This is a genomic window from Opitutus terrae PB90-1 (assembly GCF_000019965.1).
GTDB lineage: Bacteria > Verrucomicrobiota > Verrucomicrobiia > Opitutales > Opitutaceae > Opitutus > Opitutus terrae.
The window spans coordinates 3,044,787-3,071,655 of record NC_010571.1 but is presented as its reverse complement, the minus strand read 5'-3'; the positions used below and the strand labels follow the sequence as shown (position 1 = coordinate 3,071,655).

27 protein-coding genes are annotated in these 26,869 nt (G+C 64.8%); 11 read left to right on the top strand and 16 right to left on the bottom strand.

The annotated features are described in order from the left end of the window. The first annotated feature begins 59 nt into the window (after positions 1 to 59). Positions 60 to 752: a DUF4412 domain-containing protein gene (locus OTER_RS12070; RefSeq protein ID WP_012375199.1), complete on the top strand. Its 693-nt coding sequence runs from the start codon at positions 60 to 62 to the stop codon at positions 750 to 752. Positions 753 to 777: 25 nt separating this feature from the next. Here OTER_RS12070 and OTER_RS12065 read toward each other — a convergent pair whose 3' ends face one another. Beyond that, a complete protein-coding gene (locus tag OTER_RS12065; RefSeq protein ID WP_012375198.1) occupies positions 778 to 1,527 on the bottom strand; it encodes a hypothetical protein in 750 nt (249 codons plus the stop codon). Between the two features lie 114 nt (positions 1,528 to 1,641). Between OTER_RS12065 and OTER_RS12060 the strand changes: the two genes are divergently transcribed. Both OTER_RS12060 and OTER_RS12055 read left to right on the top strand, forming a co-directional pair. Next, positions 1,642 to 2,466, top strand: coding sequence for a metallophosphoesterase family protein (locus OTER_RS12060; RefSeq protein WP_012375197.1), 825 nt, complete (start codon positions 1,642 to 1,644; stop codon positions 2,464 to 2,466). 20 nt (positions 2,467 to 2,486) lie between these two features. Then, complete coding sequence (locus OTER_RS12055; protein WP_012375196.1) at positions 2,487 to 2,732, top strand: hypothetical protein; 246 nt, start codon at positions 2,487 to 2,489, stop codon at positions 2,730 to 2,732. Here the strand turns inward: OTER_RS12055 and OTER_RS12050 are convergent. After that, positions 2,707 to 3,300, bottom strand: a complete 594-nt coding sequence (locus tag OTER_RS12050) for an NUDIX hydrolase (protein WP_012375195.1) — start codon at positions 3,298 to 3,300, stop codon at positions 2,707 to 2,709. The genes OTER_RS12055 and OTER_RS12050 overlap by 26 nt on opposite strands. 51 nt (positions 3,301 to 3,351) lie before the next feature. Between OTER_RS12050 and OTER_RS12045 the strand changes: the two genes are divergently transcribed. Next, a complete protein-coding gene (locus OTER_RS12045) occupies positions 3,352 to 3,816 on the top strand; it encodes a hypothetical protein (RefSeq protein WP_012375194.1) in 465 nt (154 codons plus the stop codon). 193 nt (positions 3,817 to 4,009) lie between these two features. On the opposite strand, the gene OTER_RS12040 is transcribed toward OTER_RS12045, so the two are convergent. Next, entirely contained in the window at positions 4,010 to 4,582 is a 573-nt protein-coding gene (locus tag OTER_RS12040) for a DUF192 domain-containing protein (RefSeq protein ID WP_237702357.1), read from the bottom strand. A 61-nt stretch (positions 4,583 to 4,643) separates the two neighbouring features. Between OTER_RS12040 and OTER_RS12035 the strand changes: the two genes are divergently transcribed. From OTER_RS12035 to OTER_RS12020, 4 genes are read left to right on the top strand one after another with little or no spacing between them, the layout of a single operon-like run. Beyond that, positions 4,644 to 5,771, top strand: coding sequence for a M24 family metallopeptidase (locus tag OTER_RS12035; RefSeq protein ID WP_237702356.1), 1,128 nt, complete (start codon positions 4,644 to 4,646; stop codon positions 5,769 to 5,771). 20 nt (positions 5,772 to 5,791) lie between these two features. Then, positions 5,792 to 6,655 (top strand): Fpg/Nei family DNA glycosylase, encoded by an 864-nt coding sequence (locus tag OTER_RS12030; protein ID WP_012375191.1) that lies wholly within the window; start codon positions 5,792 to 5,794, stop codon positions 6,653 to 6,655. Further along, positions 6,652 to 7,428 (top strand): TlyA family RNA methyltransferase, encoded by a 777-nt coding sequence (locus tag OTER_RS12025; RefSeq protein ID WP_012375190.1) that lies wholly within the window; start codon positions 6,652 to 6,654, stop codon positions 7,426 to 7,428. The genes OTER_RS12030 and OTER_RS12025 overlap by 4 nt, the downstream gene beginning before the upstream one ends. A 53-nt stretch (positions 7,429 to 7,481) precedes the next feature. Then, on the top strand, positions 7,482 to 8,333 hold the full coding sequence (locus OTER_RS12020; RefSeq protein ID WP_012375189.1) for an NAD(+)/NADH kinase: 852 nt from the start codon (positions 7,482 to 7,484) through the stop codon (positions 8,331 to 8,333). Between the two features lie 141 nt (positions 8,334 to 8,474). Here OTER_RS12020 and OTER_RS12015 read toward each other — a convergent pair whose 3' ends face one another. The 3 genes from OTER_RS12015 to OTER_RS12005 all read right to left on the bottom strand — a co-directional run bounded on the left by OTER_RS12015 (position 8,475) and on the right by OTER_RS12005 (position 11,961). Beyond that, positions 8,475 to 8,759 carry a hypothetical protein gene (locus OTER_RS12015; RefSeq protein ID WP_012375188.1) on the bottom strand — a complete coding sequence of 95 codons (285 nt, stop codon included), beginning with the start codon at positions 8,757 to 8,759 and terminating at the stop codon, positions 8,475 to 8,477. 125 nt (positions 8,760 to 8,884) lie between these two features. Continuing rightward, positions 8,885 to 11,446 carry a M16 family metallopeptidase gene (locus OTER_RS12010; RefSeq protein WP_012375187.1) on the bottom strand — a complete coding sequence of 854 codons (2,562 nt, stop codon included), beginning with the start codon at positions 11,444 to 11,446 and terminating at the stop codon, positions 8,885 to 8,887. A 77-nt stretch (positions 11,447 to 11,523) separates the two neighbouring features. Further along, on the bottom strand, positions 11,524 to 11,961 hold the full coding sequence (locus OTER_RS12005) for a Minf_1886 family protein (protein ID WP_012375186.1): 438 nt from the start codon (positions 11,959 to 11,961) through the stop codon (positions 11,524 to 11,526). 154 nt (positions 11,962 to 12,115) lie between these two features. On the opposite strand from OTER_RS12005, the gene OTER_RS12000 reads away from it, so the two are divergent. Next, positions 12,116 to 12,622 carry a Fur family transcriptional regulator gene (locus OTER_RS12000; protein WP_012375185.1) on the top strand — a complete coding sequence of 169 codons (507 nt, stop codon included), beginning with the start codon at positions 12,116 to 12,118 and terminating at the stop codon, positions 12,620 to 12,622. Between the two features lie 137 nt (positions 12,623 to 12,759). Here the strand turns inward: OTER_RS12000 and OTER_RS11995 are convergent, their stop codons facing one another. After that, complete coding sequence (locus OTER_RS11995) at positions 12,760 to 13,545, bottom strand: superoxide dismutase (protein WP_012375184.1); 786 nt, start codon at positions 13,543 to 13,545, stop codon at positions 12,760 to 12,762. 75 nt (positions 13,546 to 13,620) lie between these two features. Here OTER_RS11995 and OTER_RS11990 point away from each other — a divergent pair, with 75 nt between their 5' ends. Next, positions 13,621 to 14,505, top strand: a complete 885-nt coding sequence (locus tag OTER_RS11990) for a hydroxypyruvate isomerase family protein (RefSeq protein WP_012375183.1) — start codon at positions 13,621 to 13,623, stop codon at positions 14,503 to 14,505. Positions 14,506 to 14,571: 66 nt separating this feature from the next. Then, complete coding sequence (locus OTER_RS11985) at positions 14,572 to 15,174, top strand: hypothetical protein (protein WP_012375182.1); 603 nt, start codon at positions 14,572 to 14,574, stop codon at positions 15,172 to 15,174. A 20-nt stretch (positions 15,175 to 15,194) separates the two neighbouring features. Here OTER_RS11985 and OTER_RS11980 read toward each other — a convergent pair whose 3' ends face one another. The 9 genes from OTER_RS11980 to rpmI form a co-directional block, all read right to left on the bottom strand. After that, positions 15,195 to 18,137: a TonB-dependent receptor plug domain-containing protein gene (locus OTER_RS11980; protein ID WP_044891740.1), complete on the bottom strand. Its 2,943-nt coding sequence runs from the start codon at positions 18,135 to 18,137 to the stop codon at positions 15,195 to 15,197. A gap of 328 nt (positions 18,138 to 18,465) precedes the next feature. Continuing rightward, positions 18,466 to 19,923: an Asp-tRNA(Asn)/Glu-tRNA(Gln) amidotransferase subunit GatB gene (gatB, locus tag OTER_RS11975; RefSeq protein ID WP_012375180.1), complete on the bottom strand. Its 1,458-nt coding sequence runs from the start codon at positions 19,921 to 19,923 to the stop codon at positions 18,466 to 18,468. Between the two features lie 85 nt (positions 19,924 to 20,008). Beyond that, entirely contained in the window at positions 20,009 to 21,472 is a 1,464-nt protein-coding gene (gene gatA, locus OTER_RS11970) for an Asp-tRNA(Asn)/Glu-tRNA(Gln) amidotransferase subunit GatA (protein WP_012375179.1), read from the bottom strand. Between the two features lie 107 nt (positions 21,473 to 21,579). Further along, the gene (gatC, locus tag OTER_RS11965; RefSeq protein WP_012375178.1) at positions 21,580 to 21,864 is read right to left on the bottom strand and encodes an Asp-tRNA(Asn)/Glu-tRNA(Gln) amidotransferase subunit GatC; all 285 of its coding nucleotides are present in this window, start codon (positions 21,862 to 21,864) and stop codon (positions 21,580 to 21,582) included. Positions 21,865 to 21,972: 108 nt separating this feature from the next. After that, on the bottom strand, positions 21,973 to 24,429 hold the full coding sequence (gene pheT, locus OTER_RS11960) for a phenylalanine--tRNA ligase subunit beta (protein WP_012375177.1): 2,457 nt from the start codon (positions 24,427 to 24,429) through the stop codon (positions 21,973 to 21,975). Positions 24,430 to 24,468: 39 nt separating this feature from the next. After that, positions 24,469 to 24,873, bottom strand: coding sequence for a GxxExxY protein (locus OTER_RS11955; RefSeq protein ID WP_012375176.1), 405 nt, complete (start codon positions 24,871 to 24,873; stop codon positions 24,469 to 24,471). A 49-nt stretch (positions 24,874 to 24,922) separates the two neighbouring features. Next, positions 24,923 to 25,966 (bottom strand): phenylalanine--tRNA ligase subunit alpha, encoded by a 1,044-nt coding sequence (gene pheS / locus OTER_RS11950; RefSeq protein WP_012375175.1) that lies wholly within the window; start codon positions 25,964 to 25,966, stop codon positions 24,923 to 24,925. A 238-nt stretch (positions 25,967 to 26,204) separates the two neighbouring features. Next, on the bottom strand, positions 26,205 to 26,588 hold the full coding sequence (rplT, locus tag OTER_RS11945; protein ID WP_012375174.1) for a 50S ribosomal protein L20: 384 nt from the start codon (positions 26,586 to 26,588) through the stop codon (positions 26,205 to 26,207). Between the two features lie 83 nt (positions 26,589 to 26,671). Next, positions 26,672 to 26,866 carry a 50S ribosomal protein L35 gene (gene rpmI / locus OTER_RS11940; protein WP_012375173.1) on the bottom strand — a complete coding sequence of 65 codons (195 nt, stop codon included), beginning with the start codon at positions 26,864 to 26,866 and terminating at the stop codon, positions 26,672 to 26,674. Between the last annotated feature and the right edge of the window lie 3 nt (positions 26,867 to 26,869).

Sequence of the window (26,869 nt, the reverse complement as noted above, 5' to 3'; positions counted from 1 at the left end):
GTTTGTCAGTATGGAGAGCAGAGTTGCAGGTTTGGATGGATCCGATTTGCTGCTGGCGCATGAAACTCCACCCCATTCTTGCCGTTGCCCTCGCCGTCTTCGTAGCACCCGCCGCGGTCCACGCCGCTTCGTTTGAAGGCTCCGTCCGAATGAAGATGAGCCAGCCCAAAGGCGAAGCGTTCGAGATGACCTATCGCATGAAGGGGGGGCTGATGCGCACCGAGATGCAGACTGGCAATGGCTCGATGGCGACCATCATGGATCTCGGTAAGAAGGAGATGATCGTCCTCATGCCGGAACAGCAGATGTACATGGTACACTCACTCGCCGCGGCCGGCGCCGCGGTCGAAAAGCAGGCGTCGGATGTGACCTTTGAAAAGACCGGCGATACGGAAAAGATCCTCGGCTACGACTGCACGAAGTACATTTCCAAGTCTAAGGACGGCATCAGCGATGTCTGGGTCACGGAACAGCTGGGCTCGTTCGCCGGGCTTGGCGGCATGGCGGGTGGCGGCAAGGGCGGCAAAGGCAAAGCCCAGACTTCCGGCTGGGAAAAGGCGCTGATGGGCAAGGACCTTTTCCCGCTGCGCGTCGTGGTGAAAAACCAGAAGGGCGCGGAGCAGTTCAGGATGGAGGTCGTCGCGGTCGACAAGGGCCCGCAGCCCGCCGAGCTCTTCGCTCCGCCGGCGGGATACCAGAAATTCGACATGGGCGGAATGATGCGCGGAATGCTTCCCGGCGGGAAACGCTGAGCCGGCACTCCCTGCGGCCGCCCTGCTACAGATTCGCGCCGGCGCCTGCAGCGCCCGGCATCACAAAGATCTCCGGAGGCGGCGCCGGTATCGCCTGGATGCTGGTCAGCACCGTCTGCCGGACCCGCTGGTCGTCGATCAGCGTTTCCACTCGGTGGGGATAGATGACGCCGCCCACCGGCCGGAAATCGTCGTAGCGCATCTCCACCTGCACGGTCCGGCCCGAGGGCATCCGCTGCGTGGTGAGCCGCGCGAGGATGAAATAGGTTTCGGAGTCGACCAGCAGATAAGACGGCGTGGTGTCACGCCGCGTGACCAGCACGCGGAACACGCGGCGGTTTTCCCAATCGGTTTCGCCGGCCAGATCCAGCTGGTAGCCTCGTTCCGCCGCACTCGCGAGCGGATCGTCGAACTCGGCATCCGCGGCGAACTCGCGTCCCTCGGCTTCGCTCATCGGCACCGCGCGCGGCGATCTTTCCGGTTCCTGCCGCCATGGCGCGGCCACGCCGTCAGTCCCCTGGATCAGCGTACGTCCGCCACCGCGCATGGTGATCCGCACGCGGTTCGGACGTTGCGCCATCATTTCGAACAACAGCATCTGATCAGGTGCGACCACATGTCCGCGCGCCCGCAGGGCCTCGATTCGCGCCAGCCGCTCGCGTCCGCCGATGGCCTCGACGTGAATACGCGCCAGTTCCTCGACGTCTTCGGCGCGCAGCGCATGCGCGGCGAAGCAGGACAGGATCAGCGAGCAGAGCAGAGTAAGCCGGACCATACCGCGATCGTCACAAAAACTCCGCGTCGATCAAGCGCGGCGGGCAGCGGGACGCGCTTCCGCATCAGCCCGTGGTTGCGCTGCGTCCGTGGCTGAATAGTCCTGACGGCTCGCGTGCCAGCCGAACCCATTCGCATCCTCTCCGATTTGCACTACGGCGATCGCGCCAGCAGTCTGACCCGACTCGAGCAACTGCATCCCCTTTTCGAGGGCGCGACGCGGATAGTACTGAACGGCGACACGCTCGACACGCGCCCCGGCGCCGACCCGCGCGCCACGCTCGGGCTGTGGGCCGCAGTGTCGGAATTTTTCTCTCGCGCGGCTTCGCCCGTAACGCTGCTCACCGGCAATCACGATCCCGACATCTCCGCCCAGCATCACATCGACTTTGGCCCGGCCGTGCTCATCACGCACGGTGACGCGCTTTTTGATGATCTGGTGCCGTGGAGCCAGGACGCGCCGCTCGCCCGTCGCTTGGTGGCGGAGGAACTGGCGGCGCTGCCGCCGGGCGAACGCGAGCAACTGCACGCGCGCCTGGGCGCGTTTCGGCGCGCGGCCGCCGCGATTCCCCAGCGGCACCAGTCCGAACCGCACGGCCTGAAATATCTCATCGGATTTCTGCAGGACACCGTCTGGCCGCCGACGCGGGTGCTGCGAGTGCTTCGTGCCTGGCACGTGACACCGCAGCTCGCGGAAACGTTTGTGGCGCACCACCGGCCGAAAGCGCGGTTCCTGGCGATGGGCCACACCCATCGGTTGGGCGTTCGCCGGACCGCCCGCGGGTTGACCGTGCTCAACACCGGATCTTTCTGCCCACCCTGTCATCCTGGCGTGATTGAGCTCACCTCCGATCGGCTGGTCCTGCGTCGCGTCGAGCGCCACAGATCTGACTACCACCTGGGCCGCACGCTGGCGGAGTTTCCGCTCGCCCAGTCGTAGCCGACCGCGAGACTGCTGCCATGAGCATCGAGTTTGGCTGGTGGAACAAAGACCCCGAGCAGGGCAAATACCAAGTCAGCGCCTCGATCCATGGCGGGAACATCGAGTGGACTCGCAAGCAGGGTCATCACACCCCGTGGGAATCTCATGTTCCCAGCGAGGCCGACTGGGATAGATTGATCGAGGAAGCCGAGCGCCGCGTTCCCCGGCGACTGATCTCGCCGAAGCAGTTCGATGCCATCAGGCAACTCCGCGAGATGCGGTGACGCGGCGTAGCGCGGCCAACGGGTGGTGCGACACCGCAGTGGGCGCGGGTTGCGGTTGCGCGGGCATGCCTTCGCGGCGGGCGCGTTCCCAAATCAAACGAAAAGACGTGCAGTAGTCGCCCGGACGGGCCGCGACCCGGGCCGTAAGTTCGTCCGGCGTGAGCCAGTCTCCACCATCGATCTCTTCCGGATGGAGCACGAACGGGCCGTTCGCCCGCAGCCAGTAAATCCAGCAGAACTCCTGCCCCGTTTCCTCACAGGCCTCGATCCGAAACCAGCGTTTGGGGGGCGCTGACACCTTCATTCCGAGCTCTTCTTCCAGCTCGCGAACGGCCGCCGCGTCATAGTCCTCTCCCGCGTCCAAATGTCCCGAGCAGGACGAGTCCCACAACCCCGGCGAGCAATCCTTTTTCATCGAACGCTTTTGGACGAACACCCGCCCGTGCTGGTCGAACACAAGCACGTGCACCGCGCGGTGGCGCCAGCCCTTCGCGTGCACCTCACTGCGCCGGGCCCGTCCGACGGGCTCGTCGCGCTCGTTTACCACATCGAAGAATTCGTCAGCCATTGCGCTGCCTTTACATTGGGGGTCGTTCGTTCACCGTCACCGCTCACCATCATGCCGAAAATCGACGTCAGCAAGGTCGCCGAGATCTTGAAGAAAAACCAGATCGATCCCGCGGTGCTCCGCCGCGTCATCGAGGAAATGAACACGGTCGTGCAGCCGGAGAACGACGAGGACAAGCCGCCGCCACTCAAAAAACAGTTCGTCATCTTGGTATCGGATCCCGAAGACCGGTTCCCGAAGAGCGAGTTTGCCGGCTGGGTGCTGCAAATCCCGGAAAATGAGAGCCCGGCCACCACGCAGGAGCGAATTTTCCGCGGCGCGTACGACTACAACGCGTCGCGCAAGGGCCGGCTTTATCCCGCGAAGACCGTCGGCGAAGCCCTGGAAAACATTCCGGCCAAGCATTTCAAGGAAGCCGATCTTTGGGTGAAGACGAAGACGCCGGTGCTGGTTCTCAAGACCGACAACGAGATCCCGAAGGACGAGGCGAACAAGCGCAGCAGCCGGCGCGACTAGGACGGTCTCATCATTTCTTCTTCGGTAGCGGCAGCTGTCCCTGTCTGCCGGGTCTCCCGCTCGGCCGGCAGGCACGGAGGCCTGCCGCTACCGCGATCCCTTATCGACTCACGGCAAGCCACTCCACCTGCCGATCCGGCTTTCCAGTGGAACGCGTTGCGCTCAACGCGCTTCGCAGCACGCGCCGCGGCCGCTATTCCTCGAACCCGAACCGCCGCGGATCGAACCCCCGCGCCGTCAATGCCGCCCGCAGAGCCGCCATGTCGAGCGCGGCTCCCGGCTTCACCCCGTGCTCGCGAAACCAGCCTTGGTTCATCTCGAGCGCCAACGACAGCATCGTGCTGCGCGACTGCACGCTGGTTTCGTCGAACGGATGCATTGGATAGATTTCCTCGAGCATTCCGTGCCGGTTGAAGAATCCAATGTCGAGCGGCAGCGGCGTGTTCCGCATCCAGAAGCTCAACCGTTGCGGCCGGCGGTAGACGAACAGCATGCCTTCGTCCGGCGCCAGATCGCGCCGCTCCATCAATCCGCGCATCATCTCCGCCTCGAGCACGGCGAGCTGCATCCGCACTGGTTGACTGCCGACCTTGATCTCAAACCGATCGGCCAGTGTCTTGGTCGCCGGTTTGCTGGCAGCTTTCTCGCCGCTGCATCCGGCCATGCCGAGCACCAGCCCGAGCACGATCAGTCCTAACCACCAAGGCCGGCCAGCACCGTGCTGCGCTTGTGCGCCGCCCCGACAAACCAGATTTGCGTTTTTCACTACCCGCGTGGCTAATGCCCGCCTGCGTTCGACTCAATCTTTCACTGTGCGCTCCAACCCATTGCCTCCCCTCCTCTACGCCGACACGCTCAGCAATCCCGACCAGCGCTATTTCAGCCAGGTCGACGTGCATGATCCGTTCATCGCCTTCGGCGTCGGGCCGCGCCGGATCAGCGTGCAGAACGCGCTCGAGTTCGGCCGGATCAAAAAGGCGCGCACGTTCGACGAGGTGCTGTCGCTGGAAACCTGGCGCGCCCGCGCAGAACAGCGCTGGCCGCGCCGCCAAATCGGCGTGGCGGAAATTATCACCGAACTCGCCCGCGCCTATCGCATCCGCGCTTTCCGCGTCGCCGACGATTTTCCCGCGGCGCTTTTCCTAAAGCTGCGCGCGCTCGGCGTGCGGCTCGAGTTAGCGAACGGACCGCTGTTTCCCGAACGCGAGATCAAGTCCCCCCGCGAAGCCGCAGCGATCCGCGAAGGCAACCGGCTGTGCGCCGTCGGCTTCACGGTGACCGAGAAAATTCTGCGCGCCGCCAAACCGCGCGGCCGGCAGCTTTTTTACGCTGGCCAGCCGCTGACCTCAGAGCAGCTCCGGTTCGAGATCGAATCCGCCATGATGGCCGAGGGCGGACAGGCCAACGGCACCACCATCGTCGCGGGCGGCGATCAGGCCTGCGATCCGCACGAGCGCGGCACCGGCCCGCTCCGGCCGCACGAGCTCATCATCGTCGACATCTTCCCTCGCGTCACACGCACCGGCTACTTTGGCGACATGACGCGCACCTATCTGCGCGGTCGCCCCAGCGAAGCCCAACGCCGGCTCGTGGCCGCCGTGCGCGATGCGCAGCTGGCCGCGCTCAAAGTCGTCCGTGCCGGCGTCGACGGACGCGCCGTGCACCAGACCGTCGTGGACAGTTTCACCTCAGCCGGGTTCGAGACGCGGCGCACACCGCACGGCTCCGTCGGATTTTTCCACGGAACCGGGCACGGCCTCGGTCTCGCCGTGCACGAGCCGCCCCGGATGGGCGGCTTGGTTTCGATGCCGCTCAAGAAAGGCGCGGTGGTGACGGTCGAACCCGGGCTCTATTATCCGGGACTCGGCGGCTGCCGGATCGAAGACGTCGTGCAGGTCACCGAGCGCGCGCCGCGGATGCTGTCGTCGCACCCCTACGACTGGGAGTTCCGCTAACCAGCCGCGCAATCGCCGCGATGCCCGAGCTCGCCGAAGTCGAGTTTTTCCGGAAGCGCTGGGACCACGCTGCGCGCGGCCGTCGCGTTACGGCCGTGCGGCTGCATCCGCACGCCAAAATCTTCCGCGGCACGAGTCCCTCCACCCTGCGTCATGCGCTGACCGGCGCCGTGCTGGAGTCGTCCGACGCGGCAGCGAAGCAAATGCTCTTTCGGTTTTCGGACGAGATCTGGCTCGGCGTTCATCTCGGCATGAGCGGAGAGCTGCGCGTCGAGCCGGCCGGTTGCCCGGCGGGCAGGCACGATCACCTCGTGCTCGACACGGCCAAGCATGCGCTGGTGTTCAACGATCCGCGGATGTTCGGCCGCGTGCTGCTACACCGCGGTGCAGAACCGCCGGTTTGGTGGACGAAGATCGCGCCGCCGATTTTGTCGGCGGCTTTCACGCCTGCAGCCGTGCGGGAGTTTCTGCATCGCCGTGGTCGTGCGCCGATCAAGGCCGTGCTGTTGATGCAGGAACGTTTTCCGGGAATCGGCAACTGGATGGCCGACGAGATTCTCTGGCGCGCCGGAATCCATCCGCGCACGGCGGCGGGTTCGCTCACCGAAGCCCAAAGCAAAACGCTGTGGCGCGAGGCGCGGCACGTCTGCCGGATGGCACTCGACACGATCGCCGGCCGTGGCCGCAGCCTGCCCCGCGACCTCAACGTGAATATTCCTGACACCTGGTTGTTTCACCACCGCTGGCAGCCCGGCGGTCGCTGCCCGCGTACCGGCGTGCTGCTGGAGCGCGCCGAGATCGGCGGGCGGACCACATGCTGGTCGCCGGCACGCCAGCCCGCGCCGCCCCGCGCACCCCGTCCGCGCCCCGCCGCCAGGTCATGAGCGCACCGAAAAAAATTCGGCTGGACGAACTGCTCGTGCTCCGCGAGCTCGCCGAATCGCGCGCCCAAGCAAAGGCGTTGATCATGAGCGGCCGGGTGTTGCATGGCACCGAGCGACTCGAAAAGCCCGGCAAGGAATATTCCACTGAGATCGAGCTGATCGTCGAACAGCCGCCGCGCTTCGTCTCGCGTGGCGGCGAAAAGCTGTCGGCCGCGCTCGCACATTTCGCGTTGGATCTGCACGGCGCCCATGTGCTCGACGTCGGTGCGTCGACCGGCGGCTTCACCGACTGCGCGCTGCAGGCCGGCGCTGCGGACGTGGTGTGCGTCGACGTCGGCCGCGCGCAGTTGCACGCGCGGCTCCGCGCCGATCCGCGCGTGACCAATCTGGAAAAAATCAATGCGCGGTTCCTCACCGCCGCCGATCTGCCCCGGAGCGAGTTCGACGCGATCGTGATGGACCTCTCCTTCATCTCGCTCACTGCGGTGCTGCCGGCCGTATGGCCGCTGTTGCGCGGCGACGGCACACTGATCGCGCTGGTGAAGCCGCAGTTTGAGGCGGGCAAGTCCGAAGTCGACAAGGGCCGCGGGGTGATCCGCGATCCCGTCGTACAGGAGGCCACCCTCGCCCGCGTTCGCGAATTTGCCCTGACAAACCTGCCCGCCGCGCAGCTCATCGGCACCGTCGACTCGCCCATTACCGGCGCCGACGGCAATCGCGAGTTTCTGCTCGGCCTGCGCAAGCGCCCGGGCTCAGACACGGATCGCACCTGACTTATGGCGGATTGTCGCTGTAGTCTGTGGCTCCCACCGCGTTTCCCTTTCCCATGAAGCCCATCCGCAAGCTCGCGTTCGTGACCAACAACGACAAACAAGGTGCGCCCGAACTTACGCGTGAGTTGATCGAGGCCGCGCGCCGGATGGACATCCGCGTCAAGCAGACCACGAGATTTCCGCTACCGAAAAATTACCTGCGCGGCTTCGACGCGTGCTGCGTCATCGGCGGGGACGGCACGCTGCTCGGCGTGGCGCGCGAATCGGCCCACCAGCAGGTGCCGATCATCGGAGTCAACCGCGGCAGCCTCGGCTTTCTCACCACGTTCTCGGCGGACGAGGCCCGCGCACACTTCTGTGACGTCCTGCGCGGCGGCTACCGCGTGCAGCACCGTTCGTTGCTGCAGTGCTCCACCGGCCCGGATTCGCACGACCTCGCGCTCAACGACGTGCTGATCAAAAACGAGGTCAACTCGCGGCTGGTGCAGCTCGAGGTGCGCGCCGACGGCGAACTCGTCACCAACTACACTTGCGATGGCCTGATCTTTTCCACGCCGACCGGCTCGACGGCCTACAATCTTTCCGCGGGCGGGCCGTTGATTCACCCGGATGCGGCCGTGATTGCGATGACGCCGATCTGCCCGCACACGTTGAGCAACCGCTCCATCATTTTCCGCGAAACCGTGTGCCTGCGGGTCTTCAACCGCTCGCACTTGTCGCGGCTGCTCGTCGCGATGGACGGCCAGCGCGATCTCAAGGTCGGCGTCGGCTCGCCCATCGAGATCACGATCTCGAAGCTCAAGCTCCCGCTCGCGCAGCGCGTCGACTACTCGCACTTCTCCGTCGTGCGCACGAAACTCTCGTGGAGCGGCGCTCTTGGCGAAGAACTTCGGCACCGAAGCTAAGGTTGCGCAAAGGGCAAGGTGCTATGAGCCCGGCCACCAAGCCGGCCTACCGATCACCCTGCCTCCTCCACGCGGTCGTTAACTCGCGCACAAACAAAAAGCCCCGGCGGGGGGCCGGGGCGCGAAATCCGCTCAGCGGAATCACATCTGCTTGTCTTCCTTGGGCGCTTCCTTCGTGGCCTTCTTTTCTTCCTTCTTCGCCTTCCGTTCGGCCTTGGCCTTTTCCTTGTCGGCGTCGCGGACGGCCTTCTCTTCCGCGCTGAGCGTGCCGTCCTTGTTCGTGTCGTATTTCTTCATGTCCCGGCTGCTCACCGGTTTTTCCGTGGCTTCTTTGCCTTTGCCGTCATCACCGGCCCAGAGTGCCGGCACCGCAATCGCGCCCGCCAAGGCGAGCACGACGATCGTAACGAGGAGTTTCGACTTCATGACGGTCGCGGATCCTGCGGTAGTCCAGCCGCCGAGACGAGCTGTTTTTGCATAAATCTGGCAGTGGCAGGGAATCGCCTGTTTTCGTCCGTCCGCCTAGGCGCCGCAATCGCAGGGCGGCGCGATCAAGGCCGGACGACGAGCTGCGTGCGCAATTCGCGCCGGAAATACCGCGCGGCGAAGGCCGCGAGATCCGCGATCGCCACCGCATCGATGCGGCCGTCGTAGTTTTTCCAGTCGTTGATCGGCTGCCCTTGCAACGCATTCAGCGCCGCTTGCATCGCGCGGGCCCCGTTCGTCTGCAGGCCCTGCCGGCGCGCCGCTTTCAGCCGCGCCTGGCAGCGCGCCAGTTCCGCCGGTTCCACCTCTCCCGCCGCCACGCGCGCGATCTCCGCGTCGATTTCCGCCAACACCTCCGCCTCCTTGCCCGGCTGCGTCCCGGCAAAAAAATAGAACATGCCCGCGTTGAGGCCGGTCACCCGCGCAGACCGCACGAAATATGCGAGGCCCTTTTCCTCCCGCACGCGTTCAAACAGCCGCGAGGCCATGCCGCTGAACAGTTCGTCCGCCATCTCGCCGACGTAAAAATCCTCGGCATTCGCGCGCGGGCCGGGGAAGGCCTGCAGCACCACCGCCTGCTCGCGCGGCTGCTGTTCGATGAATTCGCCCGTCATCGCTGGCAGGCTGGCCGACAACCCGGGAATCACGGGTGCGGCTCGTCGGGGCAGACGCGTCAGAAACGCTTTCAACTTCGGCAGCAGTTTCCTCGGCTCGAAATCACCTGCCACCGCCAGCACGACGTTCGGCCCCACGGCCAGCTGCGCGTGCAGCGCGATCAGGTCTGACCGCGTCAGCGCTTTCACGCCGGCTTGGTTGCCATGCGAATCGAAGGCCAGGGGATGCTCGCCAAAAAACCGCTCGCGCAGGCGTTTTCGCGCGAGGGTCACCACGTCATCGTCGTCCTGCTGCAGCGAGGCGATCTGCGCGTCGCGCTCGAGCGCGAGCGTCGCCCGCTTGAAGGCCGGGGCCAACATCGCCTGCCCGAGCACGGACAACGCGCGATCAACATCCGGCGGCAGGACTTCCGCCGCGAGCCCCGCGCTGTTGTTGCCCGCGACCGCGTGGAACGCCCCGCCCACCGACTCGATGAACTCCGCCACGTCGGCCGCCGAGCGCATCCGGGTGTCCTTGGTAAGCATCGTCGCCAGCAGCGCCGTGGCGCCGCGTTTGCCCGCCGGCTCGAAGAGCGGGCCCGCCTGCATCAGCAGCCGGAGGTGCAGATTCGGCAGCCGCCGGTCCGGCTGCAGCAACAGCCGCGCGCCATTGGGCAACTTCACCTCCGTGAAATCCGGCGGCGTCTCTGGTTCGCCGGCGCCCGCGCTCGCCTTGGGCGCCGCGGCGGTGGGATTGAGCGAAATCGACGTGAGCCGCGACGGCACCAGGTAGCGAATCAATGCCCGCTGCAGATCCCGAGGCGTCGCTTGGCTGAGCTGTTGAAAATAAGTTCGGCTGTGATCGAGATCGCCCACGACAACTTCGGCCGCGCCGAGGCGGGACGCCTGCCCGCTCATCGTCTTGCGCGTGTTGATCTCGCTGACGACGAGCTGCCGCACCGCTTTTTTCAGCTGCGCCGCCGTGAACCCTCGCTGCGCATACCGCGCGAGCGCCCGCTCGATCGCCGTGATCGCGGCCAGCCGCTTCTCGGGATCGGCGGTGAACGAGACGCAGAACAGTCCGCTCGAGCCCGGATTCCAACTCGAGGCGTCGATCGAGTGGACGAGTTTCGCCTGCTCGCGAATCGCCTGCCACAGCAGCGAGCTGTCGCCGCCGCCCAGCACGCCGGCGAGCAGATCGAGCACCGGCGCGTCCTCGTGCGTGAGGCCCGGGACCGGCCAGGCCAGCACGGCCCGCGTGATCTCCACGTCCTCGAAACGATGTTCGCTGCGTGTGCCCAGCTGCAACGGCTCCGTCGGCACGAGCACTGGCGCCAGCCGTGCGCGCGGCGCGGCCCCGAAGTGCTGTTCGACGGCGGCCCGCGTTGCCGCGATATCGATGTCGCCGACCACGATCACCACAAGATTGTTGGGCACGTAGCGCGTGCGATAGTAGCGCCACAAGTCCTCGCGCGTCACCGCCGAGAACACATCACGGTGGCCGATGATCGGCTGTCGGTACGGATGCTCCCGAAACGCGGCGGCGAACAGCGTTTCCCAGACGCGGTTGTCGGGGTCGTCCTTCGTCATCGCGATCTCGCGGAGGATGACCTCCTTCTCTTTCGCACACTCGTCCGCCGGCAGGGTGGAATTCAACACGGCGTCGGCGAGCAAATCGATCGCGACCGCGGTGTGTTCGCTTGGCAGATCGATGTAGTAAACCGTGCGATCGAAGGTCGTGTAGGCATTGATGTAGCCGCCGTGCGCCTGCACCGTGGCTGAGAGGTCGCGCCCGGCGCGCCGCTCCGTGCCCTTGAACAGCATGTGCTCGAGATAGTGCGACAGACCTGCGCCGAGTTGCTCGCCCTCGTGAATGCTGCCGGTTTTCACCCAGACCTGCACCGAGGCGAGCGCGGCCGAGCGGTCGGGCTTGAGCAGCAGCGTGAGCCCGTTTGGCAGCACGGTGCGTTCGACCGGCTCGCGCCAGAACGGCTCGAGCAAACGGAAATCAGCGGCGGCAGCGGAGGTGGGCATGGAAGGTGGAGCGGATCGCGCGCGGCATCCAAGCGATTGACGCCGCGCGGCGGCCCGTCGCGAAATACGGACGGTGATCAGGTGGATTCCACGGCCTCGGTGCTGGAGGGTCCGTGGGGCGAACGCGCCGGGCGAAAAGGTTTCACGAACGCGTCTTCAAAGGTGTAGATGTCTGCGAAGTCTTCGCGCCGGTCGCTGTCGGTTTTGCTGAAGACATTATACTCGATCAAATTGAAGACGATCTCGCCGAAATCCTGGCACCGGCGAACACCCCAGGAGTTAAGCACTGTTTTGGCGAGTGGACCGAACTGATCGAGCGCGTAGACGCGCAGGCCCTCGAGTAGCTCCGGTCCGGACACGTGGCGCGAGCGGCCACCCCGCGAGCTTTCCTTCTTCCTCAACTCCTTGACGGTGTGGTCCAGGCCGAGGCGCACAAATTCGTAGGCTTTGCGATCGTATCGCGGATCCTCTTTGCAGATGAGGCCGACGATCTCGGCGAAGTCCGGGTCTTGCATGATTTCGCCTCGAAGTAGCACACCCGATTGACCCCTGCAACCCGCAAGCCGGAGCGCTGTTTTTTCAACCCGATTAGGCTCAGGGAAAGACCCGATGCAAACAGATGATTATAGCCTCGAACGCTTGCCAGCGAGCGGCAATCTCGGGGGCGAAATGATTGCAACGAACCAGTCCAACTCACCGTCCGACGCCAAGTCCAACGCGGCGAAGGGCCAGTCTCCTCTCAACGTGGCCTGCGCGCGGCTCAAAGCCGCAGGATTGCGCATCACGCAACCCCGCATCGCCATCCTGGCCGCTCTGATCAAGCGTGGCCAGCCCACGACCATCGAACAGATTCATGCCGACCTTGAAAGCGGCTCATGCGACTTGGTGACGGTTTACCGCTGCCTGAGCGCCTTCGAGGACATCGGTCTCGTGCGGCGTTCGTTCTACCACAATGGAACGAGCCTCTACGCGATCAACCTCGGCGAAACCCATCCGTATCACGTTATCTGCAAGGAAACCAACCAAGTGCAGGCGATCGATCTCGAGACGACCGCCGAGCTGCGGAAAAACGTGCAGGCGATCGAAGAGCTCCTGAAGGCGCGCGGCTATAACAACGTCACGCATGTCGTCGAGTTCTTCGGTCTGGCGCCGCAAGCCGGCACCGCGACCAAGTAATTCGCTCACCAGCTTTCATCCGAAACGCGGGCATCACAGCCCGCGTTTTTTTTGCACCACGCCGGGTTGGTCGACGCAAGCGCGGCCCGCGCGGCGCGGCGTTCTCCATCCCGACCACGCCGACCGGCCGCCCGCGCTCAGCCCAGCGCGGCGCGATAGTTGGTCGCGACTTGGTTCCAATTCACCACGTTCCAGAATGCCTTCACATAGTCGGCCCGGCGGTTCTGGTAGTGCAGATAGTAAGCGTGCTCCCACACGTCGATCCCCAGCACCGGCCGCGCGCCTTCGATCAACGGCGAATCCTGGTTTGCGGTGGAGTGCACCTGCAACGTGCCGTCCTTCACGCTCAACCACGCCCAGCCACTGCCAAATCGTTTCATCGCCGCCTCGGTGAACTGGGTCCTGAACGCGTCCAATGAGCCGAACGCCTTGTTCAGCGCCGTCGCCAGCTCCGAGCCCGGTTCGCCGCCGCCTTGGGGCGAGAGGACCTCCCAGAAGAACGTGTGGTTCGCATGCCCTCCGACGTTGTTGCGCAGAGTCGTGCGAACTTTCTCCGGCAGCGCCGGCAGATCCCGCAGCAACTCCGCCGCCGTGCGCGTCCGCAGATGCGGATACTCAGCCAGGGCCTTGTTCGCGTTGTTGATGTAGGCCTGATGGTGCTTGGTATGGTGAATCTCCATCGTGCGGGCGTCGATGTGCGGCTCCAATGCGTCATAGCCGTAGCCCAGCTGCGGCAGCGTGAACGGCTGCGGCAACGCCGCGCCCGCCGCAGTCGCTGCTCCGCTGGCGCCGCCGCCGACGGCCGCCGGTTCCGCCGCGAAGCCCCGCAACGACAGACCACTCAATCCGACCAGCGCCGCTCCCGTTCCGATCGCCTTGAGTGCATCGCGCCGCGACCATCCATCCGCATTCAACGAGTTCATGCGCGACGCTAACGAGCTCCGCCTGAGACGCAAGTGACCCTTGCCAACAGGAGCTCGGCCGCCGACCTTTGACACATGCCCCCCGGCCTCACCCGGCGCCAAGCCGTCCTGTCCCTCGCCAGTCTCGCCGCCGCCAGTTCCCTCCCTGCACTCGGCCGCGCCGCGACCGCGACCACGCCGGAAACCGCGCCGGCTACGAGTGCGGGTCCCGGCTTTCGCCATTCCGTCTGCCGCTGGTGCTACAACAAAATCCCGCTGGAAGAACTCGCGCGCGCCGCGAAGGAGATCGGGCTGCATTCCGTCGAGCTGCTCGGCCCCGACGAGTGGCCCGTCGTGCAGCGGCACGGGCTTACCTGCGCGATGGCGAACGGCACCACCACGATTCCGCGCGGCCTCAACCGGCTCGAGCACCACGCCGACTACGTCCCCTCGATGATCGAACGGATCCGCGCCGTCGCCGCGGCGGGCCTGCCGAACGTAATCGTGTTTTCCGGCAATCGCGACGGCATGCCGGACGAACAGGGCTTGGAGAACTGCGCCATCGCGCTCAAGCAGCTCGTCGGTGAAGCGGAAAAACAGCGCGTCACGATCTGCATGGAGCTGCTCAACTCGAAGGTGAACCACAAGGACTACATGTGCGATCACACCGCCTGGGGGGCGGAACTCGTGCGGCGCGTGAGCTCCGAGCGGTTCAAGCTGCTCTATGACATCTACCACATGCAGATCATGGAGGGCGACGTGATCCGCACGATTCAGGAGAACCACGCGTTCATCGGTCACTACCACACCGGCGGCAATCCGGGGCGCAACGAAATCGACGAGACGCAGGAGCTCTACTACCCGGCGATCATGCGCGCGATCAAGGCGACCGGCTTTACGGGGTTCGTGGCGCAGGAGTTCATTCCGAAGCGCGATCCGCTCACCTCGCTGCGCGACGCCGTGCAACGCTGCTCCGTGTAATTCCGCGAGGGCCCAGCGGCAACAGCCGCAAGTGAACCTGCCGCGCGACGCTGGGTCACAGTCTGGATGCAGCGCGTGTTTCTGCTATCGCCGGCCAAAGTCAGCGGAATTCGAGCGCAACTGCTGCTCAACCCGAAGGCACCCTTCCCGCGGGCCCGCACCTTTCACGCCCGCGGTCTCCCGCTCGCCGAGATTTTCGCCTTCGCCAGTGCGCTCTACTTCCGCGGCAAGATCGCTTATGCGCGCCGCTTCGCCGACACCGCGCGCGGTGAGTTGATCCGCGTCATCACCGCGAACCGGGGTCTGCTCGACCCCGATCTGATTGTCATGCCCGCTGACCTGCGGGCATTCGGCGAAGTCGACATCGACGCGTCCGATGCGCGCTACCGCCGGCCCTTGCGCCGTGACGCTGCCGCCCTCGCACGCCAACTGCCGCGCGATGGCGTCGCGATCCTGCTCGGCAGCATCGCGACGGCGAAATACCGGGATGTGCTGCTCGACGTGTTTGGCGATCGGCTGGTATTTCCGCAGGACTTTGTCGGCCGCGGTGACATGAGCCGTGGCGGCTTGTTGCTGCGAGCTGCGCGCGCCGGCACCGAGCTGCCCTACACCTCTGTGCGCGGCGCGGTGCTCACGGGACGACGCGCGCCGCGGATCGCCGACATGTAGTCGGGCGATCGCGCCGTCGCCTAAAAGCTCGCGCGCAGCGAGAGGGAATAGGTCGGCCCGCGCCAGTCGCTGTAAGACTGCACACCGGCGCCTGACGGATCATTGGCGTAACGCGGCGGCTCCGCTCCGAAGACGTTGTTCACCCGAAGCTGCGCTTGCAGGCTCGTGCGCAGGCTCCTCCACGGCCACCACCCGGCGAGCTCCTTTTGCACGCTCGCGTCGAACTGATAATATGGCTCGATCTCCGACGCGCCCTGACTGCGCCACTCCGTCGACGGCAGCGTTCGGGCGTCGAAAAACCGACCGTCCAGCCGAAAGCCATAGCTGCGATTGGGCCAGCCGCCGCCGAAGTTCATCCGGTTCGGCAACAGCTCCGGCGAGGCACTGTCCGGCTCGTGCAGCGCATCGATCGTGCGCGAATGCGGCAGCAACTGCCGGTCGTAGCGTCGCAGGGCCACCCAGCGCCAGTAGAGGTCCAGTGTGCCGCCGCGACACGCCGTCCAGGCGTAGTCGAACGACGCATTCACATTCTGCGAATGCCGCCACGCCAGGTTGAAATTGCCGCGCAGCACCTGGGTCACGTAGCCCGCGGTGTGCGTGTCGTCCGCTTCGAGCGGAGCGCGGACCACCCGCTCCGGAAACAGGGGCTCGAGATTCAGCACGTTTTGGGCGTCGAGATAGATCAGCTCGCCCGATTTCTGGGTGTCCACGAAATCCGTCGCCGCGCGCACGCGATGCACGCCGCCCCGCTCGTAGATCACGCCGACCGTGCGCGTCATCGCCGACTCCGGCCGCAGGTTGGGGTTCACCGCGTCGCTGGCGCGAATCCCGTAACGCTCTCCGCGCAGCGGGTCATAGATCGGCACGTATTGCGCAGCGCCCACGCTGCTCGTCCGCAAGCCGGCGTCGCGCGCCTTCTGGCTCATGAACGGCGTCGGCAGTCGGTTCGTCGTCGCGATCGAGCCGCGCAACGCCCAGCCGCCGCGAAACCCGATCTTCAACCCGCCGGTCGGGGCGAGATTCGTTTCCTGCGTCGTATCCGCGATCGTATACCGCGCGGCCAGGTCGAAATCGAGGCCGCGCACCGCCCGCGGCAACCAGCGCGCGGGCAGCAGCGGAGCCTGCAATTCCCCAAAACCGCTCAGTCGCTGCAGCGTGCGCCCCCGCCAGCGCACCGGCACCGCAGCATAGACGCCGTCGCCAAACCGCTGCTCGTCGGTGTAGGGATCGAGCTCCGTCAGCCGGAAATCGCCGCCCAAATTGATCGCCGCGCTTCCGGTGGGAAACCAGAGCGAGCGGTTCGTCACGCGCAACGCGCTGTCCCAGGTGCCGTAGTCGCCGACCGCCACCGTCCGGCCCCGACCGCCGGCGTAGATCAACGCCTGATCATAGAACTCGCCGGGCGGGCCATAGCGCTGGGTGTCACGCAGCGGATTGTAGAGCGACTGGTCCACGAGACTTTGCCAGCGGTTCGGATCCACACCGGTGAGCCCGCGATAGCGCGTGCGGTTGCGCGCCCGCTGCGAATCGAGCGACACGCTCCACTCGGCCGGCAGCCGGACCAGAACGCCCAGCACGACCGACGAGAGTTCGCGCTGCGCGCGGCTGTACTGATCACCGAGCAGCGGCGCGATTTCGTTGAGGGAAACAATCAGCGGCTCGCCGAACGGATTCGCGGGCAGGTTGCGCGCCATCTTCAAATCCGCCGGGAAAACATCCAACCCGCGGTTGATCTCGGTCCGCGACAACATCGCGTCCACCCCCACCTGCAGCCACGAATTCACATCATAGGCCGCCGAGGCGTAGTAACTGGTCGAGTGTTGCCGCTGGCCGTAGGGGAAATCGACGCTGTTGGGTGAAAACGCTGCGCCTCCGGGAGCATCGAACAACTCGCGACTGGCCTGTCCCGCGCGGTTCGCGAACGCGCCGCGGCCGCCGGTGCCGTCTGCTCCCGGCGCCACCGAAGTCCGGGAACTGCTGCCCGGGCCAGAGAGCGGCGCGCCATTGGCGCTGCGAACGTTCGGCGTGGCGCGATACATCCGCGCGGTGTCCGGTTGCGCACGGAGCTGGGCCTGAATGTAGCCCAACTCGGATTCGCTCGGCGGCATCACGTCCGTGAACGTGGCACTCAACCGCAGCCGCAGCGCGCCGCCGAGCAGAGTCTTGGCGTGGAGAAAGGACGCCATCGACTGCGGCGCGTCGAAGCCGCTTAGCGCGTTCGTGGTGCTCGCCGTGACCTCCGTCAACTCGACGTCACGGCGCAGCACAATGTTGACCACGCCGCCCACGGGATTGCCGCTGTAGAGCGCGGACGCGGACACCGGCAGGATCTCGACGCGCTCCACCAAACTCAACGGAATGAAGTTCACGTTCGCCGCTTGCGGCTGCGAATTCGCGCCGCTCGTGACGCTCTCCGGCAACCGGCGGCCGTTGATGAGAATCACCGTTTCATCCGCCCCGAAGCCGCGGAGCTGCAGCGTGGTACTGTCCGCAGTGAGGCTGCTGAAGCTGCTGGCGCTCACCTTCTGTCCCGACGAGCTGCCCGCGACCGCGTCGAGGAGTTCGCGGCGCAGGAATTCATCGAGCGTCACCGCGCCGCTCCGGAAAACTTGTTCGCGCTCGAGAATGGTGAACGGCAGCGCATCGTCGGCGGTTCGCATCAGGTCAAGGTTGCCCACCGCCTCCTGACGCGCGTAGCCGTCCGACTCCCGCGCGCGCCAGGATCGCTCCGCCTTGGCTTCGACGATGTAAGGATCGAGCTGAATCGGCTTCAGCTCGGCCCCGGGATCATCCGGTGCCGGCGCCAACGCCATCGGGCGCGCGGCACCGACGGCAGCTGCGGCCGGAGGGGAAGAGCTGGCGAACGCGGTCGCGACCAGCGAGGCGGCGCCTCCGAGCAGGGCGAGGAGGCGCAAAGCGCGACGGGAGGTGTTGTCGAACGAAGCGGAAGAGGAGGATTTCACTTGTGGAGTGCATGCAAGCGAAGCCGGAGAAAACCTGATCCTCGTTACGGCACTCTTCCCCATGCGGCGCAGTCGAAACCCGCGACGCGTGGCCTGCGCTCAGGTGCGCGCAGGACTTACGCAGCAGCCGCCGGGCGCGAACGCGGTCGCACGTGCACCGGGCGCCCGCGGAATTGGCTCGGGCGCGCGAGTTTGCACGGACAGTGTTCACGATGCTGGGAGCCCGTGCGCACGCGCGGCAAACGCGCAACCGTTTCACCGCAAAATCTCGTAAAACTCGCGACCCGCGGCAGCCGCGACGGAACCCGCTCAAAACGATCTCGCCGCCCTAGAGCGCGGCGAGCAACCGCCGCAGCGTCTCGTCGACGAGCTTCGGATTCGCTTTGCCCTTCGCCGCCTTCATGACCGGCCCCTTGAACGCGTTGATCGCGCTGTCCTTGCCGGCCTTGAACTCTGCCACCGCCTTGGCATTCGCGGCGATCGCGTCGCGACACCATTGCTCGAGCTCATTGCTGTCTGTCGGCGCAGCCTTGAGCCCGCGGCGGTCGGCGATGATCGCCGGCGTGTCGCCGGTCGCGAACATCTCCACAAAGATTTCCTTCGCGGCGTTCGTGAGGATCGTGCCGGCGTCGATCAGCTTCACCAGTTCGGCGATGTGCGCGGGGCGAACCTTGGCGTCGGCCAGCGGCACCCGCGCGGTGCCGATCTCGCGCAAGAGGTCGTTCACAATCCAGTTCCCGACCGTCTGCGCCTTATCGGCCCCAGCGATCTTCACCGTCTCCTCGAAATAGTCGCTCAGCTCCCGATCCCAGACGAGCACGGACGTCAATGTATACGGCAGCCGATATTGCTCGAAGAACCGGCGCTGCTTGTCGAACGGCAGTTCCGGACACGTCGTCTGGATTCGCGCTTTCCACGCCTGGTCCACCACGACCGGCATCAGATCCGGATCCGGGAAATAGCGATAGTCATGCGCCATTTCTTTCGAGCGCAGCGACTGTGAAGTTCCTGTCTGACCATCGTAGTCGCGCGTCTCCTGCACGATGGTGCCGCCGCGCTCGATGACAGCGAGCTGCCGCTTGATCTCGTGGGCGATGCCGTCGCGCACGAAGGAGATCGAGTTGAGGTTCTTCAACTCAACCTTTGTGCCGAGCTTCGTCTCCCCCACGGGCCGCACGGAAATGTTCGCGTCGCAGCGCAGCTGGCCCTTCTCCATGTCGCAGTCGGAGATTCCGCCGTAAATCATCGTCGCCCGCAGCGAGGTGAGATACGCGAACGCTTCCTCGGCCGAGTGGATTGCCGGCTCGGACACGATTTCCATCAGCGGTGTGCCCGCCCGGTTGTAGTCGACGAGCGAGTCGACGCTCTCGTGGTTCAGCTTGCCGACGTCCTCCTCGAGGTGAATGCGCGTGAGCGGGATCTTTTTGTGCTCGCCCATGACGTTCCGCGCCGACCCGGGCAGTTCAATCTCAACTGCGCCGCCGAGGCAGATCGGCTGATCGTACTGCGAGATCTGGTAGTTTTTGGGCGAGTCGGGATAAAAATAGTTTTTCCGGTCCCACTTGCAGACCGGCGCGATCTCGCAGCCGAGCAGCAGGCCCGCCTTGATGATCGCATCGAGCGCGGCCTTGTTCATCACCGGCAGCGTGCCGGGGAGCGCGAGTACGACCGGATCGGTGAGCGTGTTCGGGGCATGTCCGTAACCGGCGGCCACGCGCGTGAACATCTTCGACGCGGTCTTCACCTGCACGTGGACTTCCAGTCCGATGACGGCTTCGTAGTTCATCACGAGAAACAGACCTCCCGCGAATCACGCGAAAAGACGCGAATGGTTTCCATCGTATTCGTGCACATTGGCGTGATTGGCGGGCCTACAGGTTGGGGGTCTTCCGGTTCCAGTCGTGCGCGCGATCGTAGGCGTGGGCGATCGCGAGCAGATCAGCTTCCTTGAACGGCTGCCCGATCAGCTGCACGCCGATCGGCAGACCGCTCTTCGTGAAACCACACGGCACGCTGATCCCGGGCAGGCCGGCGAGATTCACGCCGATCGTATAGACATCGAGCAGATACATCGCGAGTGGATCAGACTTTTCGCCGATCTTGAACGCCGGCACCGGCGACGTCGGCGTGATCAACGCGTCGACCTGCTCGTACGCTTTCAGAAAATCCTGCCGGATCAGTGTCCGGACCTTCTGCGCGCGCAAGTAGTAGGCGTCGTAGTAGCCGCTCGAGAGCACGTAAGTGCCGAGGATGATCCGCCGCTTGACCTCCGGCCCAAATCCTTCGGCGCGTGACTGGAAGTAGAGATCAACAATGTCTTTCGCCTTGCTGGAGCGATGCCCGTAGCGGATGCCATCGTAACGCGCCAGGTTCGACGACGCCTCCGCCGTCGCGATGATGTAATACGTGTCGAGGCAGTAGCGCGTGTGCGGCAGCGAGACCTCTTTCACCTCGCAGCCTTGCCGCCGGTAAAACGCGATCGCCTGCTCCACCGCCGCGCCGATTTCCGGATCGAGCCCCTCGCCGAAATACTCCTTCGGAATTCCGAGCTTCCATGGCCCGCGACGCTTCGCCAGCTCCGCGCGATAGTCGGGAACTTCGATCTTCACCGAAGTGGAGTCGCGGAGGTCGTGACCCGAGATCGTCTGCAACACCGTGGCCACGTCTTCGACCGTCCGGCCAAACGGCCCGATCTGATCGAGCGAGGACGCAAACGCGATCAATCCGTAGCGCGAGACGAGCCCATAGCTCGGCTTCATCCCCACGACGCCGCAAAGCGCGGCCGGTTGACGGATGGACCCGCCGGTGTCGGAACCGAGCGTCGCGATCGCCTCGCCTGCCGCCAGCGCCGCTGCGCTGCCGCCGGACGAACCGCCCGGGACGCGCGTGAGATCCCACGGATTGTGGCTCGAGCCGAAACCGGAGTTCTCTGTCGACGAGCCCATCGCGAACTCGTCCATGTTCAGCCGGCCCCAGCACACCGCGCCGGCGGCTTTCAACCGCGTGGTCACCGTCGCATCATAGGGCGACACAAAATTCGCGAGCATCTTGCTCGACGCGGTCAGGGGCTGGCCCTCGACCGCAATCACGTCCTTCAAACCGATCGGAATGCCATCGAGCGTTCCCCTCGCCTGCCCTGCGGCGCGCCGCGCATCCGACGCCGCGGCCTGAGCCAGCGCGTCCGACTCATCGAACGAATTGAACGCATGCACCCGCGGCTCCACCGCTTTGGTCCGTGCGATCACGGCCTGGATGAGCTCCCTCGACGAGAGTTCCTTCGCCTCGAGAGCGGCCGCGAGTTCGGTGATAGGCTGATACCAGAGTTCCGGCGACATTCAGAAATACGTTTTACAGAAGAAAACGGAGGTAACCAAGAATCTCCTGAGCGTTCGAATGCCGGTGGCTGCTTCGTTTTCTTCGTTCTCTTCTGTTCAATTCCAGATCACTCCACCACCTTGGGCACGACGACCATGTGCTCGCGCTGCGCCGGGGCGTTCTTGAGCGCGGCTTCGACGGATAACCCTGGTTGCGGCGCGTCGTCGGCCCAGACATTCGTCACCGCAAACGCATGCGCCGTCGGCTCGACGCCGGCGACGTCGACTTTCGCGAGTTGCTCGATGTGGTGCAGCACGTCGCCGAGTTGTTGGGCGAAGGTCGCCTTCTCCTCCGGCGTGAGCGCGAGCCGCGCAAGATTCGCGACGTGATCGATGTTGAGGTCGGTGGCCATGGCTCGGTCAGTGTCAGATATGGAGCCGCGACGCCCTCGTCGCGGCGATTCGGGAAAACGCGACGAGGGCGTCGCGTCCCCAGTTCAGCTTCGCTGCCAACGCATCGTTCATTTTCTGATTTGCCAGGACGCGTTCTTCAGCAGCTCGTCCTGGATTTTCTGGAACGCGCCGTTCACCTCGTCGTCCGTGAGCGTCCGTTCGGCGGCGCGGAACACCAGCGAGAACGCGATGCTCTTCTTGCCCTCCGGCAGACCAGCCCCGCGATAAACGTCGAAGATCTCGATCTGCTCCACGCCAAACGCGCTGCCCGTCGCCTTCCGGCCGAGTTGCACGAGTTGCTGGCGAACCTCCTCGGCCGGCGTCGACTCGTCCACCACGACCGCGAGATCGCGCAGCGCGGCCGGCAGCAAGCTGAAATCGGCGTAGCGGCGGCGGCTCGACGCCGCGGAGATCCGCTCCGGCAAAATCGCGAAGATGCCCGCGTAGACTTTCCCCTCGATCCCCAACGCGTGGACCATCGCGAGATTCAATAGCCCGAATCGTGCGGTCCAACCGTGCTCCATCTGACCGGCGCAGGCGGAGTGACCTTCCTGCCAGCCGCAGAACGAACCGGTGACCGGCACCGGCTGATGCCGCGCGAGATCGATTCCCGCCGCCGCGGCAACTGCCGCCACGTGATGCTTCGTCGTATAGAAATCCGCCGGCTCGCGTTTCAGCCAGCGCCGCTCGGCGTCTTCGGCGATGACAAATCCCACCGCGGCACACTCGAAGTTCTGGCCGTTGCGCTCGATGAATACCCGGCCTGTCTCGCACAGCCGCGAGACCGGCACGCCGCGCGCCTGGTTGAGCTTCAGCGTGTCGAGCAGGCCCATGATCAGTGTGGGGCGCAGGTGCGACTGGTCTTCGACGAACGGATTCGCCAGCGCCAGCTCGGCGGCGGCGGTCTCCGAAACCCACGTCTTCAACTCCTTCGCCGGCCGGAGCGTGTAGTTCACGCATTCGTGGAAGTCGTGTCCGACGAGGTAGTCGGTCACGCGGCGATTGAACCGCACCACCGGCGCGTCGTCGCCGACGAGCGAGGGCGCTACGACCCGGCTCGCGGGAATCTTCTCCGTGCCGTAGAGGCGCAGGACTTCCTCCACCAGATCGATCGGCCGGTCGAGATCGTCGCGCCAGCTCGGAATGTTCACGGTCCACGCCGGCCCGCGCCGCTCGGTCGGCTCCTCGCGGACGACCGTCAGCTCCAGCGCCTCGAACGAGGCGCGCATCTCCGCCGCCGGAATGTCAAAGCCCACCTGCTCGCAGATGAAATCGTGCGTCACCACAATCTCGCGCTGCCACGGCGCTTCGCCGCCGACCTTGAAGGCCGGTCCGACCACTTTGCCGCCGGCGGTCTCGATGATCAGGTCGATCGCGCGCCACGCGGCTTCGAGCGACGAGTGCGGGTCCACCCCGCGCTCGTAGCGGTAGGAGGAATCCGACGACAGCCCGAGCTGCCGCGAGGTCCAGCGGATCGACTGACGATTGAAGATCGCGCATTCGAGCACGAGATCCGTCGTGTCGTCGCTCACGCCCGAATTTTCGCCGCCCATGATGCCGGCAATGACGACCGGTTTGTGTGCGTCCGCGATCACGAGCATCCGGTGGTTGAGGGTGCGCTCCTTGCCGTCGAGCGTGACGATCTTTTCGCCATCCGCCGCCGGTCGCACGATGATCTCGTTGCCACCGAGCTTGCGCGCATCGAAAGCGTGCAGCGGCTGGCCCGTCTCGAGCATCACGTAATTGCCCACATCAACCACGTTGTTGATCGGCCGCAGTCCGACCGCGGTGAGCCGGCGCTGCATCCATTCGGGGCTTGGGCCGATCTTGATCCCGGTGATGACGTGCGCGGTGTAAAGCGGGCACGCCTGCGGCGCAGTCACCGAGACGTTGCGCAGCAGTTCGGGACGCGAACCGGCGTCGGTGAGATCGCCGCGGAATTTTTCCTGCGGGTAGATCAGCGGCAGCTTGAACCAGGCGGACAGCTCGCGCGCGATGCCGAGGTGCGACTGGCAGTCGGGCCGGTTCGGCGTGATCTCGACATCGAACACCACGTCGCCGGGCGGCAGCACGTCGTTGATCGGCGTGCCGAGCGCCGGCTGACCGTCGAGAATCAGCAAACCCGCGTGCTCGCTGCCGAGCCCGAGTTCGTCGGGCGCGCACATCATGCCGTCGGACGACTGTCCACGAATCTTTGATTGCTTGATCGTGAAATTGCCCGGCAGCACGGCACCCGGCAGCGCGACCGGCACACGTCGGCCGGCGTCGCAATTCGGGGCGCCGCAGACGATGGTCTTCACCCCACCCGCTGGCCCGACGTCGACCGTGCACACGGAAAGCTTGTCCGCGTTCGGGTGCTTCGCGCGCGTGAGAATTTCGCCGACGACGACGTTGCTCAGCTGCGGCGCACCGGTATGGAGCACCTGCTCGACCTCGAAGCCGAGAAACGTGATCGCCCGGCAGATCTCGTCGACGGACGCGTCGAGCTGAACGTAATCCTTAAGCCAGTTGAGGGAGATTTTCACGGGGAAGCTTGAACAAAAGGGAACGAAGGAAACGAAGAGCTATGATAGATTGGAGCCCGGCAGGATGAGGCGGCTGATTCCGTTTCTCAGAACCGCTTCGTGGAAATTGATAAGCAGACCGACAGGGACGTTGAGCAGCTTCATGTAGCTCAGAAGTTGCGCCTTGTGAATCGGGAGAATTTTTTCAACCGACTTCGCTTCGATCAAAAGACAATCGTTCACCAGCACGTCGAAACGAAGAGGTTCGTCAAAGGTGAGATCCTTGTAGGTGATCCGAACAAGCTTCTGGTTTACGGAGGAATGTCCGCGTAACGACAACTCGTGGATCAAGCAACGCTCGTAGATCGACTCCAGAAGGCCGGGACCTTTGTCGCGGTGGACCTCGATGGCTGCTCCGATCACGTCGCCACTTAACGCGTCGGCTTTGTGAAACAGCGGATGCATTCGTTGGTCGCTTCGTTCCCTTCGTGGCCTTCTGTTCAACCGCAATTTTTCACGCGAACTGTTTCAGGAAGCGGAGGTCGTTCTGGTAGAAGTAGCGGATGTCATCGATGCCGTAGAGCAGCATCGCCAGCCGCTCGAGGCCCATGCCGAACGCGTAGCCGGTCCACGTCTCCGGATCGTAGCCGACTGCCGCAAACACCGCCGGATCGACCATGCCGCAGCCGCCGATCTCGATCCATTCCTTGTTCACTTTCGGCAGGTGCTTCGCGGTCAGGTCGACCTCGAAGCTCGGCTCGGTGTAGCCGAAGTAGTGCGGCCGGAATCGCGTCTTCGTGTCCGGCCCGAGCAGCGAAGCGAAGATGTAGTCGAGCAGCGCCTTCAGATCGCGGACGGTGACGTGCTTGTCGACGTAGAGGCACTCGAGCTGGTGGAAGTTGGCCGAGTGCGTGGCGTCCGTCGTGTCTCGCCGGTAGACGCGGCCCGGCGAGACGATCCGGATCGGCGGCTCACCTTTCAGCATCGTGCGGATCTGGACCGACGAGGTGTGCGTGCGCAGCAGGTATTTCTCGTGCGCGTGCTTCTTGCTCACGTTGCCGAACCGCGCGTTGTCGGGAAAATAGAACGTGTCCTGGGCGTCGCGCGCCGGGTGATCCGGCGGCGTGTTCAACGCATCGAAGCAGTAGAACTCCGTCTCCACCTCCGGCCCGTCAGCCACGGTGAAACCGACCTTGCGCAGGATCCGGCACATCTCCTCGCGCACAAGCGTGAGCGGGTGATACGTGCCGGGGCCGGCATCGGGCGACGGCAGCGTGGGATCGACCGCGGGCCCGAGCTGGGCCTGCAGTTCTCCCGCCTCGATCGTGCGCAGCGCGGCGTCGAGCTGTTGCTGCAGCTGCCCCTTGGTTTCGTTGATGAGCTTGCCGAGGGCGGGCCGTTGCTCTTTCGGCACGGTGCCCATCTGCTTCATCAGCGCGGTGAGTTCACCGTGCGGACCGACGAATCGGGCCTTCGCAGCTTCGAACTCCGGCCGTGTTTTCAGCGCTGGCAGTTCATTCTGCGCTTTGGCGAGCAGGGCGGAAAGTTGTTCTTGCATGAGGAAGGTCGGATCTGAACAGAAGATAACGAAGGTAACGAAGGCTTTTTTCGCGGGAACGATCAGATCGAATCGCGGCGAAGCAGGTGAAACCCAGAGGAAAGCAAGGGAAACACGCTTCGTTTCCTTGGTTTCCTTCTGTTCGAAGCCAAAAAAAGAAGGACGGCGCCTCGGTCGAGGCCCGTCCTCCGGGAAACAGCAAGGAGGCGAGCCTTTGCCGGGCTCGCGTTTGGGAGAGTTAGGCCTTCTTCGCGGAAGCGGCCTTGGTCTTCAACGCGTCCTGGGCTTGCTTGACCAGGACGTTAAAGCCGGCCTCATCGCGCACCGCGAGATCCGCGAGGACCTTGCGATCGAGGGCGATATTCGCGGCCTTGAGGCCTTCCATGAAGCGGCTGTAGCTGATGCCGGCGTTGCGGCAGGCGGCGTTCACCCGGACGATCCAGAGCGCGCGGAAGTCGGACTTCTTCTTCCGGCGGTGGTCGTAGGCGTACTGCCAGGCGTGCTGAACCGCTTCCTTGGCGTAGCGGTAGAGCTTCGATTTGCTGCCGAAATAGCCCTTGGCGTATTTCAGCACTTTCTTGCGGCGCTTGCGCGACGCGGGGGAGTTTGTGACACGAGCCATGTTGGTTTGGTAGGTTGGTCGCCGGCGGGTCGGCTTAGGGATTCACCCGCCTGGCGAAGTTATGGTGAACGCGTGGCGACGGCTTACAGGCCGAACGGCAGCGCGCGCTTCAGCGGCGCAGCGTGACCCTCGGCCACCAGCTTGTCCCGCGAGGCCCGACGCTTTTGCTTCGAGCTCTTGGTGGCCAGCAGGTGACGAAAGCCAGGCGTGCGGCGCACGAGCTTACCGCGAGCGGTCAGCTTGAAGCGCTTGGCAATGGACTTTTTGGTCTTTTGCATGGA

Bases quoted from the DNA above. Each gene is read 5' to 3' on its own strand.
- OTER_RS12070 (WP_012375199.1), top strand. From the start codon at position 60: ATGAAACTCCACCCCATTCTTGCCGTTGCCCTCGCCGTCTTCGTAGCA.
- OTER_RS12065 (WP_012375198.1), bottom strand. From the start codon at position 1,527: ATGGTCCGGCTTACTCTGCTCTGCTCGCTGATCCTGTCCTGCTTCGCC.
- OTER_RS12055 (WP_012375196.1), top strand. From the start codon at position 2,487: ATGAGCATCGAGTTTGGCTGGTGGAACAAAGACCCCGAGCAGGGCAAA.
- OTER_RS12050 (WP_012375195.1), bottom strand. From the start codon at position 3,300: ATGGCTGACGAATTCTTCGATGTGGTAAACGAGCGCGACGAGCCCGTC.
- OTER_RS12045 (WP_012375194.1), top strand. From the start codon at position 3,352: ATGCCGAAAATCGACGTCAGCAAGGTCGCCGAGATCTTGAAGAAAAAC.
- OTER_RS12030 (WP_012375191.1), top strand. From the start codon at position 5,792: ATGCCCGAGCTCGCCGAAGTCGAGTTTTTCCGGAAGCGCTGGGACCAC.
- OTER_RS12025 (WP_012375190.1), top strand. From the start codon at position 6,652: ATGAGCGCACCGAAAAAAATTCGGCTGGACGAACTGCTCGTGCTCCGC.
- OTER_RS12020 (WP_012375189.1), top strand. From the start codon at position 7,482: ATGAAGCCCATCCGCAAGCTCGCGTTCGTGACCAACAACGACAAACAA.
- OTER_RS12015 (WP_012375188.1), bottom strand. From the start codon at position 8,759: ATGAAGTCGAAACTCCTCGTTACGATCGTCGTGCTCGCCTTGGCGGGC.
- OTER_RS12010 (WP_012375187.1), bottom strand. From the start codon at position 11,446: ATGCCCACCTCCGCTGCCGCCGCTGATTTCCGTTTGCTCGAGCCGTTC.
- OTER_RS12005 (WP_012375186.1), bottom strand. From the start codon at position 11,961: ATGCAAGACCCGGACTTCGCCGAGATCGTCGGCCTCATCTGCAAAGAG.
- OTER_RS12000 (WP_012375185.1), top strand. From the start codon at position 12,116: ATGATTGCAACGAACCAGTCCAACTCACCGTCCGACGCCAAGTCCAAC.
- OTER_RS11995 (WP_012375184.1), bottom strand. From the start codon at position 13,545: ATGAACTCGTTGAATGCGGATGGATGGTCGCGGCGCGATGCACTCAAG.
- OTER_RS11990 (WP_012375183.1), top strand. From the start codon at position 13,621: ATGCCCCCCGGCCTCACCCGGCGCCAAGCCGTCCTGTCCCTCGCCAGT.
- OTER_RS11985 (WP_012375182.1), top strand. From the start codon at position 14,572: ATGCAGCGCGTGTTTCTGCTATCGCCGGCCAAAGTCAGCGGAATTCGA.
- gatB (WP_012375180.1), bottom strand. From the start codon at position 19,923: ATGAACTACGAAGCCGTCATCGGACTGGAAGTCCACGTGCAGGTGAAG.
- gatA (WP_012375179.1), bottom strand. From the start codon at position 21,472: ATGTCGCCGGAACTCTGGTATCAGCCTATCACCGAACTCGCGGCCGCT.
- gatC (WP_012375178.1), bottom strand. From the start codon at position 21,864: ATGGCCACCGACCTCAACATCGATCACGTCGCGAATCTTGCGCGGCTC.
- OTER_RS11955 (WP_012375176.1), bottom strand. From the start codon at position 24,873: ATGCATCCGCTGTTTCACAAAGCCGACGCGTTAAGTGGCGACGTGATC.
- pheS (WP_012375175.1), bottom strand. From the start codon at position 25,966: ATGCAAGAACAACTTTCCGCCCTGCTCGCCAAAGCGCAGAATGAACTG.
- rplT (WP_012375174.1), bottom strand. From the start codon at position 26,588: ATGGCTCGTGTCACAAACTCCCCCGCGTCGCGCAAGCGCCGCAAGAAA.
- rpmI (WP_012375173.1), bottom strand. From the start codon at position 26,866: ATGCAAAAGACCAAAAAGTCCATTGCCAAGCGCTTCAAGCTGACCGCT.